The 21,751-nt window shown below is 70.0% G+C and carries 16 protein-coding genes and 5 tRNA genes; 12 read left to right on the plus strand and 9 right to left on the minus strand.

Features of this window, described 5'->3' with window-relative positions:
- Positions 1-67: 67 nt before the first annotated feature.
- Positions 68-322, minus strand: coding sequence for a DUF3073 domain-containing protein (locus OG978_RS21585; RefSeq protein ID WP_326766795.1), 255 nt, complete (start codon positions 320-322; stop codon positions 68-70).
- A gap of 312 nt (positions 323-634) precedes the next feature.
- Entirely contained in the window at positions 635-1,717 is a 1,083-nt protein-coding gene (locus tag OG978_RS21590; RefSeq protein WP_326766796.1) for a Leu/Phe/Val dehydrogenase, read from the minus strand.
- Between the two features lie 175 nt (positions 1,718-1,892).
- Here OG978_RS21590 and OG978_RS21595 point away from each other — a divergent pair, with 175 nt between their 5' ends.
- Entirely contained in the window at positions 1,893-2,738 is an 846-nt protein-coding gene (locus tag OG978_RS21595; protein ID WP_326766797.1) for a hypothetical protein, read from the plus strand.
- A 523-nt stretch (positions 2,739-3,261) separates the two neighbouring features.
- Positions 3,262-3,468 (plus strand): developmental transcriptional regulator BldC, encoded by a 207-nt coding sequence (bldC, locus tag OG978_RS21600; protein WP_003949541.1) that lies wholly within the window; start codon positions 3,262-3,264, stop codon positions 3,466-3,468.
- Positions 3,469-3,963: 495 nt separating this feature from the next.
- Here the strand turns inward: bldC and OG978_RS21605 are convergent, their stop codons facing one another.
- From OG978_RS21605 to hrpA, 3 genes are all read right to left on the minus strand, one after another.
- Positions 3,964-4,197 (minus strand): DUF6274 family protein, encoded by a 234-nt coding sequence (locus OG978_RS21605; protein ID WP_326766798.1) that lies wholly within the window; start codon positions 4,195-4,197, stop codon positions 3,964-3,966.
- Positions 4,198-4,335: 138 nt separating this feature from the next.
- Positions 4,336-4,410, minus strand: a tRNA-Asp gene (locus OG978_RS21610).
- A 127-nt stretch (positions 4,411-4,537) separates the two neighbouring features.
- Positions 4,538-8,458 (minus strand): ATP-dependent RNA helicase HrpA, encoded by a 3,921-nt coding sequence (gene hrpA / locus OG978_RS21615; protein ID WP_326766799.1) that lies wholly within the window; start codon positions 8,456-8,458, stop codon positions 4,538-4,540.
- Between the two features lie 183 nt (positions 8,459-8,641).
- On the opposite strand from hrpA, the gene OG978_RS21620 reads away from it, so the two are divergent.
- From OG978_RS21620 to OG978_RS21630, 3 genes are read left to right on the plus strand one after another with little or no spacing between them, the layout of a single operon-like run.
- The gene (locus OG978_RS21620) at positions 8,642-9,064 is read left to right on the plus strand and encodes a hypothetical protein (protein ID WP_326766800.1); all 423 of its coding nucleotides are present in this window, start codon (positions 8,642-8,644) and stop codon (positions 9,062-9,064) included.
- Between the two features lie 59 nt (positions 9,065-9,123).
- Complete coding sequence (locus OG978_RS21625; protein WP_326766801.1) at positions 9,124-9,963, plus strand: DsbA family protein; 840 nt, start codon at positions 9,124-9,126, stop codon at positions 9,961-9,963.
- Positions 9,960-10,811: a cytochrome c biogenesis CcdA family protein gene (locus tag OG978_RS21630; protein WP_326766802.1), complete on the plus strand. Its 852-nt coding sequence runs from the start codon at positions 9,960-9,962 to the stop codon at positions 10,809-10,811. Before OG978_RS21625 ends, OG978_RS21630 begins: the two co-directional genes overlap by 4 nt.
- 38 nt (positions 10,812-10,849) lie before the next feature.
- Here the strand turns inward: OG978_RS21630 and OG978_RS21635 are convergent.
- The 3 genes from OG978_RS21635 to OG978_RS21645 all read right to left on the minus strand — a co-directional run bounded on the left by OG978_RS21635 (position 10,850) and on the right by OG978_RS21645 (position 11,135).
- A tRNA-Phe gene (locus tag OG978_RS21635) sits at positions 10,850-10,926 on the minus strand.
- A gap of 22 nt (positions 10,927-10,948) precedes the next feature.
- Positions 10,949-11,023, minus strand: a tRNA-Asp gene (locus OG978_RS21640).
- A gap of 39 nt (positions 11,024-11,062) precedes the next feature.
- Positions 11,063-11,135, minus strand: a tRNA-Glu gene (locus tag OG978_RS21645).
- Positions 11,136-11,316: 181 nt separating this feature from the next.
- On the opposite strand from OG978_RS21645, the gene OG978_RS21650 reads away from it, so the two are divergent.
- The 7 genes from OG978_RS21650 (at position 11,317) to OG978_RS21680 (ending at position 20,625) form a co-directional block, all read left to right on the plus strand.
- Entirely contained in the window at positions 11,317-11,667 is a 351-nt protein-coding gene (locus OG978_RS21650) for a metallopeptidase family protein (RefSeq protein WP_326766803.1), read from the plus strand.
- 182 nt (positions 11,668-11,849) lie between these two features.
- Positions 11,850-12,440 (plus strand): hypothetical protein, encoded by a 591-nt coding sequence (locus tag OG978_RS21655; RefSeq protein ID WP_326766804.1) that lies wholly within the window; start codon positions 11,850-11,852, stop codon positions 12,438-12,440.
- A 239-nt stretch (positions 12,441-12,679) separates the two neighbouring features.
- Entirely contained in the window at positions 12,680-14,863 is a 2,184-nt protein-coding gene (locus OG978_RS21660) for a DEAD/DEAH box helicase (RefSeq protein ID WP_326766805.1), read from the plus strand.
- 242 nt (positions 14,864-15,105) lie between these two features.
- Positions 15,106-17,244: an FG-GAP-like repeat-containing protein gene (locus tag OG978_RS21665; RefSeq protein WP_326766806.1), complete on the plus strand. Its 2,139-nt coding sequence runs from the start codon at positions 15,106-15,108 to the stop codon at positions 17,242-17,244.
- Positions 17,244-18,812 (plus strand): FG-GAP-like repeat-containing protein, encoded by a 1,569-nt coding sequence (locus OG978_RS21670; RefSeq protein WP_326766807.1) that lies wholly within the window; start codon positions 17,244-17,246, stop codon positions 18,810-18,812. Before OG978_RS21665 ends, OG978_RS21670 begins: the two co-directional genes overlap by 1 nt.
- Before the next feature lie 128 nt (positions 18,813-18,940).
- Positions 18,941-20,461 carry an amino acid permease gene (locus OG978_RS21675; protein ID WP_326766808.1) on the plus strand — a complete coding sequence of 507 codons (1,521 nt, stop codon included), beginning with the start codon at positions 18,941-18,943 and terminating at the stop codon, positions 20,459-20,461.
- A gap of 91 nt (positions 20,462-20,552) precedes the next feature.
- Positions 20,553-20,625, plus strand: a tRNA-Lys gene (locus OG978_RS21680).
- A 71-nt stretch (positions 20,626-20,696) separates the two neighbouring features.
- Here the strand turns inward: OG978_RS21680 and OG978_RS21685 are convergent.
- Positions 20,697-21,680, minus strand: coding sequence for an ArsR/SmtB family transcription factor (locus tag OG978_RS21685; RefSeq protein WP_326766809.1), 984 nt, complete (start codon positions 21,678-21,680; stop codon positions 20,697-20,699).
- Positions 21,681-21,751 lie beyond the last annotated feature (71 nt).

The following is a 21,751-nucleotide window of genomic DNA, read 5'->3' on the forward strand; positions in this document are numbered from 1 at the left end:
CCGGGCCGGGACAGCACAGAACCCGGTCCGGGACAGGCCCGGACCGGGTTGATGTGTCAGCGCGAGGTCAAGCGCCGCGGCGCTGTGACGACGGACCGGACTTGTCGTCCTCGTCCTCGTCCTCGTCGTTGTACAGATCCGCGTACTGTGCGTACGGGTCATCTTCCTCGTCGTCGTCCTCGAACGGCTCTGCGTTCGGTGGTTGACTCGAAGGCGATGCGCCCAGCTCATTGGCCAGACGCGACAGGTCAGTCCCGCCGCTGCTGTACTTCAGCTGGCGGGCGACCTTTGTCTGCTTGGCCTTTGCCCGGCCGCGCCCCATGGCTCGACCCCCTCGGTGACGGGGCTCGACGGCCCCAGAGTCTTGACACGCGTTCATGTTTCAGGACGGACTCTCGGCTGAGAGACCGTGCCCGTAGGGCTTTAACGGTACCTGCTTCCGCGGCCATACGGTACGCCGCCCGCATCACACGCCCCGGAAGAAGACCGGCGAGAAGCCCCGTCCTCGCTGGTCAACTGCGATTTTAACCTCTTCTTGGCATGCGACCCGCCGACCGGCGTGAGTCTTGTCTCGCCGGTCGGCGGGTCGGCAGGCCACGGGCGGTTCGGACGCGGGGTGACGCGTCCGCCACTGTCAGCGGCGGCGCGCTTCGGCCATCCGCTGCTCGGCGATCCGGTCGGCCGCGGCGGCCGGCGGAATGCCGTCACTCTTCGCACGTGCGAAGATGGCCAGCGTGGTGTCGAAGATCTTCGACGCCTTGGCCTTGCACCGGTCGAAGTCGAAGCCGTGCAGCTCGTCGGCGACCTGGATGACACCGCCCGCGTTCACCACGTAGTCGGGTGCGTAAAGGATCGCCCGGTCCGCGAGGTCCTTCTCGACGCCGGGGTGCGCGAGCTGGTTGTTGGCCGCGCCGCACACCACCTTGGCCGTGAGCACCGGAACGGTGTCGTCGTTCAGCGCACCGCCGAGCGCGCACGGGGCGTAGATGTCGAGGCCCTCGGTACGGATCAGCGCCTCGGTGTCCGCGACGACGGCGACCCCGGGGTGCTTCTCGGTGATCCGGCGTACGGATTCCTCCCGCACATCCGTGATCACGACCTCCGCACCGTCCGACAGCAGATGCTCGACCAAGTAGTGACCGACCTTGCCGACCCCGGCGACCCCCACTTTTCGGCCACGCAGCGTCGGGTCGCCCCAGACGTGCTGTGCCGAGGCCCGCATGCCCTGGAAGACACCGAACGCGGTGAGGACCGAGGAGTCGCCGGCGCCGCCGTTCTCGGGGGAGCGGCCGGTGGCCCAGCGGCACTCGCGGGCGACGACGTCCATGTCGGCGACATAGGTGCCGACGTCGCAGGCCGTCACGTACCGCCCGCCGAGCGAGGCCACGCACCGGCCGTAGGCCAGCAGCAGTTCCTCCGACTTGATCTGCTCGGGGTCGCCGATGATGACGGCCTTGCCGCCGCCGTGGTCGAGACCGGCCATGGCGTTCTTGTACGACATGCCGCGCGAGAGGTTCAGCGCATCCGCGACGGCCTCCTCCTCGGAGGCGTACGGATAGAAGCGGGTGCCGCCGAGGGCCGGGCCCAGGGCGGTGGAGTGGATGGCGATGACGGCCTTGAGGCCGCTGGCACGGTCCTGGCAGAGCACGACTTGCTCGTGGCCCCCCTGTTCCGATTGGAACAGGGTGTGCAGGACGCCGTCGGTCACATCGGTCACTGTGGTGACTCCCAAGTACGAAGCGGCGAGGACCCTCCTGAAGGTGGGGAGGGCCGTGGACCGGCCGGCACGGCCGGTCCGACTGGGCAAGAGCGTAAGTCCTACGCGGACGTAGATCTGTTCCAGTGCCCAGGATCACCCCCCGGCGGAGTACCGGCGTGACACGATCTGCTGCATGTCGGTGGTGTCCTCAGTGCTCGTCCCTTACGCGTCCTACCTCCGGGTGTACGAGCCGCTGGCCGCCTTCCCGGAGCCGGAACGCGCCCATTGGGCCCGGTACGCCGGGCGGCCCCGCATCCCCACGGCCCAGGACGAACTGCGCCGTTCGCTGGCCGACTTGGCGGCCACCCCGCCGGTCGCCGTGCCGGTGCACGAGAGCGCGGACGCGTTCGTCGCCGAGGTCGACGGGGTGGTGTGCGTCTGTCCGTGGCGGACCAGGCTGCGCGGCTGGCTGGCGCTGGAGGAGCTGGGGGAGATGTTCCCCGGTCCGGTGCTCGACGCGGTGCTGCCGCCGGTGGTGCGCGGGCAGGCGGTCGCGGACCACGAGCGGTGGGCGGAGCGGAATCCGGACGCCAGGCCGTGGATCCGTACCTCGGTGTGGCAGGTGCCGGTGCGGTGGTTCGTGCTCTTCTCCGACGAGGAGCGGGAGTACGCGGAGGCGGGCGAGGACGGTGCGGCGCCCGTGCTGCGGTACCGGACGCCGATGGTGCAGGCCCGCCGCCGGCTGGCCCGGGCGCTGAAGGTGCTGCGGGAGTCGGTGGACGAGGGGCCGCTGACCGAGGGGCTCGTGGACGTGGGGCGCTGGCTGGAGGAGTTCCATCCGCGGGCGCTGGTCGAGCTGGACTATGCCGGGCTGGTGCACGCGCTGTCGGCGAAGGAGCTCGCCGGGGACCGGTCGGCCGCCGATGTGGCCGAGGGCATCGCGGCGCTGCAGGCCGGTGACACCGAAGGGGCGAGCGAGGCGTACGGCCGGCTGGCGGAGCGCTGGCGGGCCGTAAGAGATCGTCAGTTCGCGAACTGACGGGGCGATATCCGCGTCTCTCCCTGTGTCCTGTGTGACGTGTGGGAGTGGAGAGGCGGAAGCGTACTCCTGTGGTCTCGGGACCTACGTCCCGAACCGGGCCTTTGCCTCAAGCGTGATGGATAGCACTAACTGGGCTCTTGCGCCCTTCCCTACTCCTCATGCCAAAATAGGACAAGGAGCCCGGGGAAGGCTCTGTCCGTCCAACTAAGGGCGGAATGCTCAGCATTGCACGCTATGGGGGGTCTGGTGGCTCCTGATCGCTCTGTGACTGATCGTCACGGCGGTGTGACTGTCCGCTATGGCATGGTCCATCGGCTTCCGTCGCTGATGAACACCTGGGAGGGCAATTCCATCGGTTTGGCCGACGTGGCTGGACGGATGGTGTAGTTGTAGTGCCGAGGACAAGCCGTTCGTCCTATAACCGACTCGGCCCGCGTCCGCCATTTCGGGCAACGCGGGTCAAGGTGCAGAATTTAGAGGAAAGAACCGAGATGGTTCGGTTCTCCCGAGGAGGCCGCTCATGACCGCTCGCACCCCTGATGCCGAGCCGCTGCTGACCCCGGCTGAGGTTGCCACGATGTTCCGCGTGGACCCGAAGACGGTTACCCGCTGGGCCAAGGCAGGCAAGCTCACGTCCATCCGCACGCTCGGTGGACATCGCCGGTACCGCGAGGCAGAGGTCCGCGCACTGCTTGCGGGTATTCCGCAGCAGCGCAGCGAGGCCTGACACACCCCTGTCGCCGCGCAACAACCGGGCTTCCGGGTCCCCCAACCCGTACAGGCCCGCCCATAGCTCCAAATGACGGGCGCCCGCCCCAACGGGCGCCATACCTGTGCAATACGGGTGCGTCGTTCGATCGCGCTGGACTCCGCCGGGTCCAGCGCGATCTTTTTTGTGCCCACACGGCCCCGGGCGCGGGGCCGTTCATCAGGGGCGCCGGAAACCGCGCGTCCGGTCGGGTGTGGTCGGGTCGCCGTGCGTGCTTGAGCGGGTCTGTGCGGGACTGTTCCGGACCGTCCGGGGAGGCCGGGGCGGCATGGTTCGAATGGTCCCGTGGCGCTCTCGTCCGAGTGGTGCAATTGCACATATTAAATTCGCCAGTTGTAGGAAGGGTGTAAGGTCACCCCTTCTCGAAACTCTTTCGGTGACTCCCGTCACACTGCGCGAGTCTTGCCAAGTACGAGCCTGCCACCGCCGGGAAGCGGAAGTCCCCGCCATTGGTCACCCGCCCGGGGGACTTTGGTCCTCGGCTCCCGGAGCGCCGTCCTGGCGTCCGCGGGGCAGGGGTGGCGGTTCGGGGGCGGAATCGGTCCGGCGGGCCGTCACGGGCTCCATGGCGAGCCGCAGGAGCCGATGGCAGACCGGACAGTGGCGGGTGAGATGGCGGCAGCCGGAAGCGGCGGCCAGATGGGCGCGCAGGAGCGCGCGGGTCTCCTGTGCGGCGGACGCAGCCATCCGCGCCACCTCCCGGTGGACCGCCGCCCCGCACCGGGAAAACAGGGGCGGCCTCTGCTGTCTGACTACTCGTCGGCGGTGGCCGGAGTCAAGACACGCGAAAGCCCGGATCCAGAAGGATCCGGGCTTTCGTTACTGCGGTCCTGACGGGATTTGAACCCGCGGCCTCCACCTTGACAGGGTGGCGAGCACTCCAAACTGCTCCACAGGACCAGGTTTTCGCTGCTTGCCTTGCGGCTGGCTGCGAAACCAGACTGTACAGCAGGTCAGAGGGTCAGGTCGAACTCACCGAAGGTGGCGGCTCCGTCACGGCCGGAACGGCCCGTCCGAGCGGGCCCTCTCACGGGGCCGCCGCGTCGATCGCCTTCACGATCCGCTTGTCGGAGACCGGGTAGGCCGTCCCCAGCGCGTGGGCGAAATAGCTGACCCGGAGCTCCTCGATCATCCAGCGGATGTCCAGGACCTCCTGCGGCACGGGCCTGCCCTGCGGCATCTGTTCGAGCAGCCAGGCGTACTCGTCCTGCATCTCGTGGACCTTCTCCATGCGCGTGGTGTCGCGCTGGACGGCCGTCGGCATCTGCTGGAGCCGGCGGTCCACCGCGACCAGATAGCGCATCAGGTCGGGCAGCCTGCGCAGCCCGGTCTTCGTGACGAAGCCCGGCGGCACGAGGGCCGCGAGCTGGTCCCGGGCGTCGGTGACGTTGTTGACCAGGACCAGGCTGTTGGTGGCCTTCAGGCGCCGCTCGCAGGCCTGCCAGGCGGCCAGCACCTGCTGGACCTGCTTGACCGTGTGCTCGGTCAGTGCGACGAGGTCGGTGCGCACCTTGTCGTACAGCTTCCGGAACGACTCCTCGTCCCAGGCCGGGCCGCCGTGCGCGCCGATCAGCCGGTCGGCGGCCGCCGTCGCGCAGTCCTCGAAGAGGGCCTGGATGGAGCCGTGCGGATTGCGGGACAGGGCCAGCTTCTGCTGGTTCGTCAGCTTGTCGGAGGCGAACTTCGCCGGGTTCACCGGCACGTTCAGCATGATCAGCTTCCGGGTGCCGAGCCACATCGCCTGCTGCTGCTCGGCCTCGGTGTCGAAGAGCCGTACGGCTACGGTCTCGCCCCGGTCCACCAGCGCCGGATACGCCTTCACCGGCTGACCTGCACGCCGGGTCTCGAAGACGCGGTTCAGCGTGCCGATCGTCCAGTCCGTGAGGCCCGAACGCTCGATGGACTCGCCCGCGGGGCCCGCGGTGGCCGCGGCGGCCTGGGAGAGGGCCTGACGGGCCTTGGGGCGCAGCTGGAGCTTCAGCGCCTCCAGGTCCTTGTCCTCGGCCACCTTGCGGCGCCGCTCGTCGACGATCCGGAAAGTGATCTTCAGGTGGTCCGGGATACGGCCCAGGTCGAAGTCGTCGGCCGCGACCGGGACGCCGACCATCCGCTGGAGCTCCCGGGCCAGAGTGACCGGCAGCGGCTCCTGCAGCGGTACGGCCCGGTCGAGGAACTTGTCCGCGTAGTTCGGCGCGGGGACGTAGTGCCGGCGGATCGGCTTGGGCAGCGAGCGGATCAGCTCGGTGACCACTTCTTCCCGCAGGCCGGGGATCTGCCAGTCGAAGCCCTCGGCGGTGACCTGGTTGAGCACCTGGAGCGGGATGTGGACGGTCACACCGTCGGCGTCCGCGCCCGGCTCGAACTGGTACGTGACCTTGAACTTCAGCTTCCCCTGGCGCCAGGAGTCCGGGTAGTCGTCCTTGGTGACGGCCCCGGCCTTCTCGTTGATGAGCATCGAGCGCTCGAAGTCCAGCGCGTCCGGCTCGTCCCGGCGTTTGTGCTTCCACCAGGAGTCGAAGTGCGCCCCGGAGACCACGTGCTCGGGGATCCGCTGGTCGTAGAAGTCGAAGAGCGTCTCGTCGTCCACGAGGATGTCGCGGCGCCGGGCGCGGTGCTCCAGCTCCTCGACCTCGCCGAGGAGCTTGCGGTTGTCGTGGAAGAACTGGTGGTGGGTCCGCCAGTCGCCCTCGACCAGGGCGTTGCGGATGAACAGATCGCGGGAGGTCTCGGCGTCGATCCGGCCGAAATTGATCTTGCGCTGGGCGACGATCGGCACCCCGTAGAGCGTGACCCGCTCGTACGCCACCACCGCCGCCTGGTCCTTCTCCCAGTGCGGCTCGCTGTAGGTGCGCTTCAGCAGATGCTGGGCCAGCGGCTCGATCCACTCCGGCTCGACCTTGGCGTTGACCCGCGCCCACAGCCGGGACGTCTCGACCAGCTCGGCCGACATCACGAACCGCGGCTGCTTCTTGAAGAGCGCCGAACCGGGGAAGATCGCGAACTTGGCGCTGCGGGCGCCCAGGTACTCGTTCTTCTCGGTGTCCTTCAGACCGATGTGCGAGAGCAGCCCGGCCAGCAGCGAGGTGTGCACCGACTGCTCCGGCGCGTCCTCCTCGTTGAGGTGGATGCCCATCTGCTTGGCGACGGTACGCAGCTGGGTGTAGATGTCCTGCCATTCGCGGATGCGCAGGAAGTTCAGATACTCCTGCTTGCACATCCGGCGGAAGCTGGACGAGCCGCGCTCCTTCTGCTGCTCGCGGATGTACCGCCACAGGTTCAGGAACGCCAGGAAGTCGGACGTCTCGTCCTTGAAGCGGGCGTGCTGCTGATCGGCCTGTGTCTGCTTCTCCGAGGGCCGCTCGCGCGGGTCCTGGATGGAGAGCGCGGAGGCGATGACCATGACCTCGCGGACACAGCCGTTGCGGTCGGCCTCGATGACCATGCGGGCCAGGCGCGGGTCGACGGGCAGCTGCGAGAGCTTCCGGCCGAGCTGGGTGAGCCGCTTCTTCGGATCCTTCTCCTCCGGGTCCAGCGCGCCGAGCTCCTGGAGGAGCTGGACGCCGTCGCGGATGTTCCGGTGGTCCGGCGGGTCGATGAAGGGGAACTTCTCGATGTCGCCCAGGCCGGCCGCGGTCATCTGGAGGATGACGGAGGCCAGGTTCGTACGGAGGATCTCCGGGTCGGTGAACTCCGGACGGGTCAGGAAGTCGTCCTCGGAGTACAGCCGGATGCAGATGCCGTCCGACGTACGGCCGCAGCGGCCCTTGCGCTGGTTGGCGCTGGCCTGCGAGATCCGCTCGATCGGCAGCCGCTGGACCTTGGTGCGGTGGCTGTAGCGGGAGATCCGGGCATTGCCCGGGTCGATCACGTACTTGATGCCGGGGACGGTCAGCGAGGTCTCGGCGACGTTGGTCGCCAGGACGATCCGGCGGCCTGTGTGGCGCTGGAAGACGCGGTGCTGCTCGGCGTGCGAGAGCCGGGCATAGAGCGGGAGCACCTCGGTGTGGCGGAGGTTCCGCTTGTTCAGCGCGTCCGCCGTGTCACGGATCTCCCGCTCACCGGAGAGGAAGACCAGGATGTCGCCGGGACCCTCGGTCTGGAGCTCGTCCACGGCGTCGCAGATCGCGGTGATCTGGTCGCGGTCGGAGTCGTCGCCCTCCTCCTCGAGCAGGGGGCGGTAGCGCACCTCGACCGGGTACGTACGCCCGCTGACCTCGACGATCGGCGCCTCGCCGAAGTGGCTCGCGAACCGCTCGGGGTCGATCGTCGCCGAGGTGATGACGACCTTCAGATCCGGGCGCTTGGGCAGCAGCCTGGCCAGATAGCCGAGCAGGAAGTCGATGTTCAGCGACCGCTCGTGGGCCTCGTCGATGATGATCGTGTCGTAGGCGCGCAGCTCGCGGTCCGTCTGGATCTCGGCGAGCAGGATGCCGTCCGTCATCAGTTTGACGAACGTCGCGTCGGGGTTCACCTGGTCGGTGAAGCGGACCTTCCAGCCGACCGCCTCGCCCAGCGGCGTCTTCAGCTCGTCCGCGACGCGCTCGGCGACCGTACGGGCCGCGATCCGGCGCGGCTGGGTGTGCCCGATCATGCCCCGGACACCGCGCCCCAGCTCCATGCAGATCTTCGGGATCTGCGTGGTCTTGCCGGAGCCGGTCTCCCCGGCGACGATCACGACCTGGTGGTCGCGTATCGCCTTCAGGATCTCGTCCTTCTTCTGACTGACCGGGAGCTGTTCCGGGTACGACAGGGCGGGCATCCGCGCGGCACGCAGCGAAAGCCGCTCGGCTGCCTTTCCGGCCTCGGCGGCGATCTCGTCCAGCACGGACTGCCGGGCCTCGGGCTTACGGATGCGGCGCGCCCCTTCGAGACGGCGGCCGAGCCGGTGCGCATCGCGGAGCGAGATCTGTCCGAGCCGGTTCTGGAGATCAGCGAAGGAAGTAGACATACGGAGCCCAGGATCTCACCCGGGCCCGACGAACGGCGAACGTATTTCGTGCGGTCCGGGTCACCCCATGTTTTCGTGCAGTCCGGCTCACCCCATGGGCACCGCGCGGAGGCGCGAGATCACAGCACGTACCATTTCGGGCAGCTGACCACCCGTTGCCCCTGTCCGGAAAGGCCGGTCGCCGTGTCCCGTACACAGTGGTGCTGCCTGATGGCGGTGCTCGCGGTCGTGCTGGGGCTGTTCTGCGGACCGGCGACGGCCGTGCCCGGCGGCGGCGCACCCGCCACCGCTGTCGCACCCGCCACCGTCACCACCCTTGTGGCCGACGCGACGAGTGCGGACGCCCGGGCCGACTCCGGTCCGGCGGTGGTGACGGCCGACGACCGGCATTCGGCGCCCAGATGCGGCAAGACCAGGAAGCACGACGGCGAACCCGCGCTCCCGGGCCGGGCCCGTGCCGCGTACGACCAGGCGCCCGGCCTCGCCGAGTGGGGCCTGCCCGCCGCCATCGGACAGGGACCGGTCCACCCACCCGTACGGCTGAAACTGCGCGCCCCCGGGCCCGCCGCACCCACTCCCGTCGAACTTTCCGTGCTGAGGGTGTAGCCGGCCGCCCCCACCCGGCCGTTCCTCTTCCCTCCCGCATCACCAGCACGGAGTCCCGCATGCCCAAGTCCAGGCCCACGCCCGCGCGCAAGTCCGCGCCCACACGCAAGTCCTCGTCCCGGAAGCCGGTGATCTACGGCGCCGGAGTCGTCCTCGCCGCCGCGCTGCTCGGCTTCGTCTCCTACCAGGCCACCGCCCCCGACCACTCGGGTTCGGCCTCCTCCCCCTCGGCCGCCGATGTCACCTCCGACCCGGACGCCGGCGTCTATCCGGAGCTGGCGAAGCTCGCCCGCCGCGACGCCGGTGACAAGCTCGCGCAGGGCCGCGCCGACGCACCCGTGGTCCTCATCGAGTACGCCGACTTCAAGTGCGGCTACTGCGGCAAGTTCGCCCGCGACACCGAACCCGCCCTGGTCAAGAAGTACGTCGACAACGGCACCCTGCGCATCGAGTGGCGCAACTTCCCGATCTTCGGCGCCGAGTCCGAGGCCGCCGCCCGCGCCGCCTGGGCCGCCGGGCAGCAGGACCGCTTCTGGCAGTTCCACGCCGCCGCGTACGCCGAGGGGGCCAAGGAGAAGGGGTTCGGCAAGGACCGGCTGAAGGCGCTCGCCCAGCAGGCCGGGGTCGCGGACCTCGACCGCTTCGCCCGTGACGCGGACAGCTCCGCCGCCTCCGCCGCCGTGAGCAAGGACCAGGAACAGGGGTACGGAATCGGCGCGACCTCCACCCCGTCGTTCCTGATCAACGGCCGCCCGATCGCCGGAGCCCAGCCCATGGAGACCTTCACCCAGGCCATCGAGGCGGCGGCCGAGGAGGCCCGCAACACCGAGGACGCCAAGAGCGGCAAGGACTCCGAGGGCGGCAAGGGCTCCCAGGGCTCCGGGGACGACGCGAAATGACCGCTGACATCGGCTACTTCGCGGCCTTCCTCGCCGGGCTGCTCGCCCTGGTCAGCCCATGCAGCGCGCTGCTGCTGCCGGCCTTCTTCGCCTACTCCATCGACTCCACCTCGCGCCTACTGGCCCGTACCGGCATCTTCTACGCCGGACTGGCCACCACCCTGGTGCCGCTCGGCGCCGCGGGCTCGTACGCCGGACGGCTCTTCTACCGCCACCGCGACGCCCTCGTCCTCGGCGCGGGCTGGCTGATCATCGCGCTCGGCATCGCCCAGATCGTCGGTCTGGGCTTCGCCTCGCGCCGGATCGCCGCCCTCAGCGGCCGGATCCGCCCGACCACCGCCGTATCGGTCTACGCGCTGGGTGCCGTCTACGGACTGGCCGGCTTCTGCGCGGGCCCGATCCTCGGCAGCGTCCTCACCGTGGCGGCGGTCAGCGGCAGCCCGGTCTACGGCGGACTGCTGCTCGCCGTCTACGCCCTGGGCATGGCGGTCCCGCTCTTCCTGCTCGCGCTGCTCTGGGAACGCTTCGACCTGGGCCGACGGGCCTGGCTGCGCGGTCGCGCCTTCCGGCTCGGCCGCTTCGAGCTGCACACCACGACCCTGCTGTCCGGGCTCTTCTTCATCGGTCTCGGCGCGCTGTTCCTCGCGTACGACGGGACGACGGCGCTGCCCGGGCTGCTGGACGTGGACGATTCGTTCGCCGTCGAGCAGTGGGCCCAGCGCATCGGCGAGCACGTGCCGGACGCCATGGCGCTGGTGGCCGTGGTCGCGGTGGTGCTGCTGGTTCTGGCGGTACGGGCGTGGCGCCGCCGGGGCGGCGTGAACTCGACGGACCGGGAAGAGGCCTGACACGACGAAGGCCCCGTCCGGTGGACGGGGCCTTCGGGTGGTGGCTGGGGCCGGGATCGAACCGGCGACCTATCGCTTTTCAGGCGATCGCTCGTACCAACTGAGCTACCCAGCCACGCAGCTCATAAGGGCTGCAGCGGTCCTGACGGGATTTGAACCCGCGGCCTCCACCTTGACAGGGTGGCGAGCACTCCAAACTGCTCCACAGGACCAAGCTAATGTGCGAGACAAGTCTCGCACACGGTTAAGCGTGCCCCCAACGGGATTCGAACCCGTGCTACCGCCTTGAAAGGGCGGCGTCCTGGGCCACTAGACGATGAGGGCTAAGGGCCCACCTGCGCGCTTTCCAGCGCGTCGGGGACGTGAGAAGCATATGGGATGGCAGCGGCTATCGCCAAAACGGTTTACGGCGAGGACATGGCAGGGGAGCGCGCACCCCTGCGGAGGCGGTCACCTGCCGGTCCGGACCGGGGCGCCGGGGCCGGCAGTACGGGACAATGGCGGGGTGCTGGAGATGACGCGCGAAGAGTTCGAAGAACTGGTCGCCGAGGCGCTGGACCTGATCCCGCCGGAGCTGACGCGGCTGATGGACAACGTCGCGGTGTTCGTCGAGGACGAGCCCGACCCGGGTGATCCGGAGCTGCTCGGGCTGTACGAGGGCACGCCGCTGACCGATCGCGGCGAGTGGTACGCCGGGGTGCTGCCGGACCGGATCACCATCTACCGCGGGCCGACGCTCCGGATGTGCGAGTCCCGCGAGGAGGTCGTCGCCGAGACCGAGATCACCGTCGTCCACGAGATCGCCCACCACTTCGGCATCGACGACGAGAGGCTGCACGCGCTCGGCTACGGCTGAGCGCGTCCCGGGCGTCCGCCGGGTGGTGCCCGGCGGCGTGCGGACGGGGCGTGGGAGTCGTGCGGGTGGTGTGCGGGCCCGGTCCGGGGCGTGTCCCCGGCGGGGCAACGGGAGTTGGGCACGGCGCCCCCACTCCTTTCCGTACCGCTCCGCCCCTTCTTCGTACCCCGGAGGTGCCTCCCGTGCGCCAGTTGTCCGTCCCCGTCCGATGGGCGGCCGTCGTCGCCGCGACGGTCGCCGCGTCCACCGGCTGCATGAGCATCGGCGACGACGGAGGGAAACCGGCGCCGTCACCGTCGCCCGAGCACGGGAAGAACGCCGCCCGACCGGACGGCGGCACCGTGGCGGGCACGGGCCGGGTCCGTACCGGTGGTGGCCGGGCCGAGGCGCACTCCGAGCGGGAGGCCGCCGAATCGCCGGAGCCGGGCGGCTCCGGCGCGCCCTCGGCCGCCCCCGGTGGCGTGCGCCCGGGTACGGAGCCCGGCGGTGTCGAGCCCGGCGGCGGGGAGCCGCCCCGGGGCACCCCGCTGCCGACGCCCTCGGCCTCGCGGCCGGGGCCCGGGGTGCCGCAGCAGTCCGAATCGCCGGTGCCGTCCGGGCCGGCGACCCCCGAGCCGCCGGGCTCCCCTGAGCCGGAGCCGTCCGGACCGCCGTCGCAGCCGCAGCCGTCCGCCTCGTCTGCGGCGCAGCTCCGCAATGAGGTGAGGGGCGCGTCGGCGGAGTCGGTGCCGCTGCGGACGCCGGAGGTATCGCCGCAGGTGGGGCCGGTATAGCGGGGTGCGGGGAAAGGCCGGTTTGCGCGATGTGGGGGGGAGTGCGTATGGTAGTAGATCGTTTGATCCCATTGCCCGGCGCCGAAACAGAAGCGCGCCGTGTGGCGCGTACTCTCCCTTGCCGTGGCTGGACCGCATTGAGGCGGTCGAAATTGCGAATCACGGAGTTACGGGCGCGTGCCGAGACTCCGGAAGGTTTCGCATTTCGCATGTCAATTTCCAGTTCTGACCACACCGTCATGCCCGAGAACATCGAGAACGACGAGCTCGTCGAGGCCGCTGAGGCCGTAGTCGCCGAGTCCGCCGACTCCATCGAGGCGGACGCCACCCGGGCCGAGCAGGCCGACACCGACTCCGCCGACGTGGACGCCGACGCCGACGCGGACGCCGAGCCGACCATCACCTTCGCCGACCTGGGCCTGCCCGAGGGCATCGTCCGCAAGCTCGCGCAGAACGGTGTGACGGCGCCCTTCCCGATCCAGGCCGCGACCATCCCGGACGCCCTGGCCGGCAAGGACATCCTGGGCCGCGGCCGTACCGGCTCCGGCAAGACGCTCTCCTTCGGTCTGCCGACCCTGGCCACGCTGGCCGGCGGTCACACCGAGAAGAAGAAGCCCCGCGCGGTCATCCTCACGCCGACCCGTGAGCTCGCGATGCAGGTCGCGGACGCGCTCCAGCCGTACGGCGACGTGCTCGGCCTGAAGATGAAGGTCGTCTGCGGCGGTACGTCGATGGGCAACCAGATCTACGCGCTGGAGCGCGGTGTCGACATCCTCGTCGCCACCCCGGGCCGGCTGCGCGACATCATCAACCGGGGCGCCTGCTCCCTGGAGAACGTCCAGGTCGCCGTCCTCGACGAGGCCGACCAGATGTCGGACCTGGGCTTCCTGCCCGAGGTCACCGAGCTGCTCGACCAGGTTCCGGTCGGCGGTCAGCGCATGCTCTTCTCCGCCACGATGGAGAACGAGATCGGCACGCTGGTCAAGCGCTACCTGGACAACCCGGTGAGCCACGAGGTCGACAGCGCCCAGGGCAACGTCACGACCATGACGCACCACGTCCTCGTCGTGAAGCCGAAGGACAAGGCGCCGGTCACCTCCGCCATCGCCGCCCGCAAGGGCCGCACCATCATCTTCGTCCGCACCCAGCTGGGCGCCGACCGCATCGCCGAGCAGCTCGTCGAGGCGGGCGTCAAGGCGGACGCGCTGCACGGCGGCATGACGCAGGGTGCCCGTACCCGGGTGCTCGCCGACTTCAAGGACGGCTACGTCAACGCGCTCGTCGCGACCGACGTCGCCGCCCGCGGTATCCACGTCGACGGCATCGACCTGGTGCTGAACGTGGACCCGGCCGGTGACCACAAGGACTACCTGCACCGCTCGGGCCGTACCGCGCGGGCCGGCAAGTCCGGTGTCGTCGTCTCGCTGGCGCTGCCGCACCAGCGCCGTCAGATCTTCCGCCTGATGGAGGACGCGGGCGTCGACGCCTCGCGTCACATCGTCGGCGGCGCGGGTGCCTTCGACCCGGAGGTCGCCGAGATCACCGGTGCCCGTTCGCTGACCGAGGTCCAGGCCGACTCCGCGAACAACGCCGCCAAGCAGGCCGAGCGCGAGGTCGCCGACCTGACCAAGCAGCTGGAGCGCGTCCAGCGCCGTGCCGGTGAGCTGCGCGAGGAGGCCGACCGCCTCGTCGCCCGTGCCGCGCGCGAGCGGGGCGACGACCCCGAGGCCGCGGTGGCCGAGGTCGCCGCCGAGGCGGAGGCCGCGATCGAGGCCGCCGTCTCCGTGCCGGAGCAGCCCGCCGCCCGTGACGACCGTCGCGACGACCGGGGCAACTTCGACCGCCGGGACAGCCGTGGCGGCGACCGCGGTGGCTACCGCGGCAACGACCGCCGGGACGACCGCGGTGGTGACCGTGGTGGTTTCCAGCGTCGTGACGACCGCTCGTCCGGTGGCTTCCGCCGCGACAACGACCGTCCGTCCTTCAATCGTGACCGCCGGGACGACCGCGGTGGTGACCGTGGTGGTTTCCAGCGTCGTGACGACCGTCCGTCCGGTGGCTTCCGCCGCGACAACGACCGTCCGTCGTTCAACCGCGACCGTCGTGACGACCGTCCGTCGGGCGGCTTCCGCTCCAACGACCGCCGTGACGACCGTGGCGGCCGCTCCTTCGACCGCCGCGACAACGACCGCCCGTCGTTCAACCGCGACCGTCGTGACGACCGTCCGTCGGGCGGCTTCCGCTCCGGCGGCAGCGACCGTCCGTTCAACCGCGACCGTCGTGACGACCGCCCCTCCGGCGGCTTCCGCTCCGGTGGCAGCGACCGTCCGACCGGCCGCCGCGACGACCACCGGGGCACCGGCACCAACACCGGTTCCTTCGGCCGCCGCGACGACAAGCCGCGCTGGAAGCGCAACGGCTGAACGCGGTGAGGACCTGCTGAAGGTCCGCTGAAAGGTCTGCGGAAAGCGGGCCCGCTCTTCACGAGCGGGCCCGCTTTTCTTTTCACTTCCCTCACATGAGTAACCGCTGCTAGCATCCGGCCACTTGCACAGGGGCGGGGCCGGGGGGCTTTGCGAGCTTTGCGTGATTCCTTTGCGGCGGGCTGCCGTTGATCACCTGTGCCCTTCATGCCTTCGGGTATTTCGGGGAGGACTGAACCCTTTTGGCTCGCCTTGCTTCTCCAAGCGGTCGTGGCGCCCGGCGCCGTATCGCCGCGCTGGCCGCTCTCACCGTGGTCGCCACCGGTCTCGGCTCGATGCCGAGTGCCGTCGCGGCGGATACGCCGACCCCGGTGCAGACCGGCGGGGTCTGGGGCATCGACTTCGCCGGTGGAGTGCTCAACACCGTGGAAATCGCCCCGAGCGGACCGCAGTTCGTGTTCGCCCGCCAGGTCGCCGCGGACGGGGCGACGGTGGGCGCTCCCACCTCGATGGGATACGCCGACACCTACGCGACCGGTGCGCATGTCAAGCGTGTGCCGTGCGACGCCGGTTCCTGCGTACCGCTGCGCGCCACCGGCAACGGCCATGTGGGCCGCTTCTTCGTCGACAACGGCCAGGAGCGTGCCCAGATCTGGCTGACGGCGGGCAGTTTCCACAGCTCCGACGAACCTGCTGTGACCGGCGGTCAGTTCGTGGACGCGACCGGACGTTATTTCGTCTACAACGCGGCATCGACGGGCAAGCAGTACGTCGACGCCGTCGGCGAATACCGCAGGACGGATGTGCGGATGACCCGGTCCATCACCGCCGCCTCGGTATGGGGATCGGCGCTGTGGACGGCGAGTTCCACCGCCGGAGCGATCACCGCGACCGACCTCGAACAGAAGAAGGTCGTCGCCACCGCCGCCACCGGCGCCCCGTGCGTGATCAAGGAACTCCAGACCGTCGGCCGCTGGATCTACTGGAACTGCGGCACGAGCGGCGTCGCCGGGGTGTACGACCGTACGGCGAAGAAGAGCTTCACCGTGCCGTCCGGCGCCGTGCTCGTCGGCGACGGCTATCTCGTCCGGCACGACCGCACCGCCGGGAAGCTGGTGCTCACCGACTTCCACACCGGGACGGCCGCACCGCCCCGGGAGATCGCGGACCTGCCCGCGGGCACCACCGCCGACCAGCGCCGGCTGACCTGGGCCGTGGACAAGTTCGGCGGCGACATCGCGTACGTCGGCCCGGACAAGGCGATCCGGATCGTGCCGAGCGGGGTGCCCGCGCAGCCCCTGGCGAAGATCGAGTCGGATCTCAACGCCGGGTACATCGATCTCAAGGACACCAGCGGCGGGCAGAGGTGGGAGAGCACCTGGCAGCTGAACAGGCCCGTGACCTGGACCTTCTCCGTGAAGGACGCTCACGGTCGTACGGTGCGCACCTTGTCCGGGGGGCCGGGCGCCGAGGTCGACGTCGCCTGGGACGGCAGGACCGACGCGGGCGGCTACCCGTCCAACGAGAACCACACCTGGACGCTGACCGCCAGGGCGGCCGAGGGCGACGGCACGTACACCAGCAGCGGAAAGATCTCGGTCAGCGGCGGCCTCCAGGGCCACCACGACCAGGGCGGCCTCGACTTCGGCGAGCTGGTCACGCTCAACTCGGTCGGCGAGCTGACCCTGCACTACACCGAGGGCAAGGGGAAGTTCGACTGGAAGCGCTCCGGCGCCGGCTGGCCCAAGGGCACGGTGGCGGTCCCGTTCGGGGACATGGGCAGCGACCGGTGCGCCGAGATGCTCGTACGGATGCCGGGCGGGGAGCTGCGCCGGTACGCCGGGAAGTGCGGCTCCCCGTACACGCCGAACAGCAGTCACACCTCCTTGGGCGCGGGGTGGAACGCGTACAACGTGCTGACCGTGCCCGGTGATCTGACCGGTGACGGCCGGCCCGACCTGCTCGCGCGCAAGGCGTCGACCAGCGACGTCCATCTCTTCGCCGACGACGGCCACGGCAAGCTGAAGGCCGGGGTGAAGATCCGCTCGTCCTGGACCGGCTACTCGAAGGTCGTGGGCGTCGGTGACCTCAACGGCGACGGTTACGGCGATGTGCTGGCCCACCACAAGGACGGCACGCTCTACCGCTACGACGGCACCGCCGCCGGGAAGCTGAAGGAGCGCGTGAAGGTCTTCGGCGCGTGGGGCACCTCGTACAACACCATCGTCGGGGTGGGCGACATCACCGGTGACGGGAAGGCCGACATCGTCGAGCGGGACGGCTCGGGCAACCTCTTCCGCAACAACGGCAACGGCAAGGGATCGTTCGGCTCGCGCACGAAGATCGCCACCGGCTGGCAGGGCTACAAGGGGGTCTTCTGATGACCGAGGGACGTTCGGTGCGGGGCCGGCTCGCGGTGCCGGGGGCGGGCAGGGCGCTCACCACCCTGGCCGCGTCCGGAGCCGTGCTCGCCGGGTTGCTGGGTTCCGCGCCGCAGGCCAGGGCGGCCACGACGGTGCCCTCGTGGCTCATCCCGCTCCACTACACCGACGAAGCGGACGGCTCCCACCGGGCCTGCACGGGCATCACGCTGTCCAAGACCCGGACCCTGGCCACGCCCGACTGCTTCACCGGCCGCAGCCACGCCGACATGGAGTGGGACCACGACCTGTCGAGCGGTCAGCTGTCGAGCGGCGGCAGCGATCCGCGCTATCGCAGCCACCCGACGTACGACGCGGCCACCCGCCAGGGGGCCGTCTCGGTGGCGATCCGGGCGACGCCGGCCTCGTACGGCAAGCCGGTGCTCGCGTCGTCGGCCGATACGGCGCTGTACGCCGCGGAGGCCAGGGCGACGTTCTACTCGTGGTCGGGGCTGGACCTGGTCGACGCCCCGCGGGTCCGTCACAGCGAGCAGGTGGTGCTCAAGTCGGCGGCGTCCTGCGCCGCACTGCTCGGCCGTACGCTGCCGAGCAGCACGCTCTGCACCGTACCCGCCCCGGGCGCGCCGCCCGTCGCGGACGAGGACCAGTGCTTCGGCGACGCGGGTGGGGCGCTCGTCGGTGGCGGCAAGCTCATCGCCGTTTCGGCCACCAGGGCCACCGGCTGCGTGGCGGGAGGGGTGCGGCTCTACACCCGGATCTCCTCCTACCGGTCCACGGTCATCGACTGGACCCGCGATGTCGACCTCGACGAGCGAATCAGCGGCTCGGTCCTGGCGCGGGAGCCCGGCGACCTCATCGACCTCTGCACGACGGACCAGCAGGGCAGGCTCGACGACTGCTACGTCGACAGCATCGGCTCGATGCTCGACTGGCGCGACGAATTCGACTTCATGACCGAACTGGGCGACCTGGGCGGCGACGGCAAGGGCGACCTGCTCGCCCGTACGCCGGGCGGCACGCTCTACCGCATTCCCAGCCCGATGAGCCACAGCGAGGTCGGCAGGGCCCCGAAGGTGAAACTGGGCACCGGCTGGTCCAAGTACAACAGGATCGTGGCCGCCCGCGACCTCAGTGGGGACGGTCTCCCCGACATCCTCGCCCGGGACGCCTCGGGCGTGATCTGGCTCTACCGCGGCAAGAGCGACGGCTCCCTGGCGGGCCGTACGAAGGTCACCACCTGGAAGAGCTACTCCGCCATCGCCGGACGCGGCGACCTGTCGGGCGACGGGCGTGCGGACATCGTGGCGCGGGACGGCGCCGGGGTGCTCTGGCTCTACCGGGGCAACGGCAAGGGCGGCTTCGCGCCACGTACGAAGATCGGCTCGGGCTGGGGCAGGTACAACGTGATCGTCGGCAGCGGGGACATGGACCACAACGGGCGGCAGGACATCCTCGCGCGGACGCCGGCGGGTGCGGTGTACCTCTACAACGCGAACCACACCGGGGGTTTCTCGGCGCCGAGGAAGCTGGCCGACACGCGCTGGAAGAAGTACACGAAGATCACCTGAGCGACGGCGGGCTTCAGAGGGAGGGCGTGGCCTGCGGGCCGCGCCCTCCTCCGTTGCCGGGGCGGGTTTTCCCAGTCGTGACCCCGGCGACCGCATGTGTGCCCCGGAGCGCGGGAATTGCTGGGTGCATGACAATCGACGCAAGTGAGGACCGCCCACCACCGGGCATCTCCGACGAGGAGCGCCTGGCGCAGCTCGGGTACACGCAGACGCTGGCCCGGCGCATGTCCGCGTTCTCCAACTACGCCGTCTCGTTCACGATCATCTCGGTGCTCTCCGGCTGCCTCACGCTCTACCTCTTCGGCATGAACACCGGCGGCCCCGCCGTCATCACCTGGGGCTGGGTCGGTGTCGGCCTGATGACGCTGTTCGTCGGCCTGGCGATGGCCGAGATCTGTTCGGCGTACCCGACCTCCGCAGGCCTCTACTTCTGGGCCCACCGGCTGGCCCCGCAGCGCTCGGCCGCGGCCTGGGCCTGGTTCACGGGCTGGTTCAACGTACTCGGCCAGGTCGCCGTCACCGCCGGGATCGACTTCGGGGCGGCGTCCTTCCTGGGCGCGTATCTGAACCTCCAGTTCGGTTTCGGGGTCACCCCCACCCGTACGATCCTGCTCTTCGCCGCGATCCTGCTGCTGCACGGCCTGCTCAACACCTTCGGGGTGCGGATCGTCGCGATCCTGAACAGCGTGAGCGTCTGGTGGCACGTCGTCGGCGTCGCCGTCATCGTCGGCGCCCTGACCTTCGTACCGGACTCGCACCAGTCGGCGTCCTTCGTCTTCACCGAGTTCGTGAACAACACGGGCTGGGGCAGCGGCTTCTACGTCGTGATGATCGGCCTGCTGATGGCGCAGTACACCTTCACCGGCTACGACGCCTCCGCCCATATGACGGAGGAGACCCACGACGCGGCGACGGCCGGCCCGAAGGGCATCGTCCAGTCGATCTGGACCTCCTGGATCGCGGGCTTCGTCCTGCTCCTCGGCTTCACCTTCGCCATCCAGTCGTACGACGGAGCGCTGGACTCGCCGACCGGCGCCCCGCCCGCCCAGATCCTCCTGGACGCCCTCGGCGCCACCACCGGCAAGCTCCTGCTGCTGATCGTGATCGGCGCCCAGCTCTTCTGCGGCATGGCGTCCGTGACCGCCAACAGCCGCATGATCTACGCCTTCTCGCGGGACGGGGCCCTGCCCTTCTCCCGGCTCTGGCACACGGTCAGCCCACGCACCCGCACCCCCGTCGCCGCGGTCTGGCTCGCCGCGGCCGGCGCCCTCGTACTGGGGCTCCCGTATCTGATCAACGTCACGGCGTACGCGGCGGTGACCTCGATCGCGGTGATCGGTCTCTACATCGCCTACGTCATCCCCACGCTGCTCCGCCTGCTCCGGGGCGACGACTTCACCCCGGGCCCCTGGCACCTGGGCCGCTGGTCCCGCCCGATCGGCATCGTGGCGGTGGCCTGGGTCGTGATCATCACGGTGCTCTTCATGCTGCCGCAGCTCTCGCCGGTCACCTGGGAGACGTTCAACTACGCGCCCGTCGCGGTGCTCGTGGTCCTGGGCTTCGCGGCGACATGGTGGCTGGCATCGGCGAGGCACTGGTTCCTCAAACCGGATCACAAGCGCACGATCACCCCGGACGAACCCCTCTGACGGCCCGGGATTTCACCGCGACGGGGCCCGGTAACCGATACCCGATCGGCGGCCGGGCCCCGGCGGGCTATGCTCAGGGGTGATTCGCCGAGGGCCGTTAGCTCAATTGGCAGAGCAGCGGACTTTTAATCCGTTGGTTGTGGGTTCGAGTCCCACACGGCCTACCGAACAGCCCCCTGACTCGGAAACAAGACCGAGGCAGGGGGCTCTGCCATGAGCCGGTGCGACATTCGGATCACACGCCGGGCTCGCGTACCCCGGCACCGAGCAGCGCGAAGCCCACCGGGGTGAGGCTGTGGTGCACGGAGTTGCGCAGGCGGTTGCTGGAGACCAGGCCGGCGTTCCGCAGGACGGCCGCGTGCTCGCTGGCCGAGGAGACGGAGACCCCGACGCGCCGGGCCAGTTCACTCGTGGTGCACTCGCCGTCGAGGGATTCCAGGACGGCGGCCCTGGTGTGTCCCAGGAGCCGCGCGAGGCGCGGTCCCCCCGACGGGGGCGGGGGTGTCGGTCCTGGCACCACGGCCCGTGCGGGATAGACGAGGGTCGGCGGCAGGGACGGATCGGCCAGGGCGACCGGAGCCCGGTGGCAGAAGTACGACGGGATCAGGAGCAGCCCCCTGCCCTCCAGGCGCATGTCCGTCTCGACCGGGTAGTCGGCTTCCAGGACGGGCGGGCGCCAGCGCAGACCGGGCCCGAACGTGCGCAGCATCGCGTCGGTGCCGCCGAAGCACTGCGTGCGCGACCGCCAGGCACGGTCGGCCTCGATCCGCGCACGGATGCGCTGCCATATCCCGCCGAGGGCGTGGTGCCGGTATGCGCGCAGGGCATCCCCGAGGCGGTGGAGCACGGGCGACCTGCCCTCCGCGACCGACCGGGCCCAGGCGTCGAGCGGCTTGTCCTGCGCCAACTGGGCGACCTGACCGCACAATTGGGTCCGCGGGGTCGACAGCAGTGCGTCGAGCCCCGCCTCGAACCCCTCGGCGCTCTCGGCCGGCGTGAGGAAGTCCGGGAAGTAGCCACGGGCCGGGACCAGGGGTAACAGCAGGCGCAGCGGGGCCCGGCCGTTGCTGATGACGTGTCTCTGCCAGCGGACCATGACGGGGTCCGACTGCCGTTCCTGCAACTGGTGCAGGCTCAGTACGGATTCCCAGAGCGGATCGGGATTGTCGGCGACACGTGTACGGACCAGGTCCCCGGCCGTGAAGTGGATGCGCAGCATATGTCCCCCATGTGCAAGACGCGATCGCCGCTCCCCCGAGCGGCGCCGACGACTCCACGTTCTGTCGGCGT

The sequence above is a fragment of the Streptomyces sp. NBC_01591 genome, assembly GCF_035918155.1.
GTDB lineage: Bacteria > Actinomycetota > Actinomycetes > Streptomycetales > Streptomycetaceae > Streptomyces.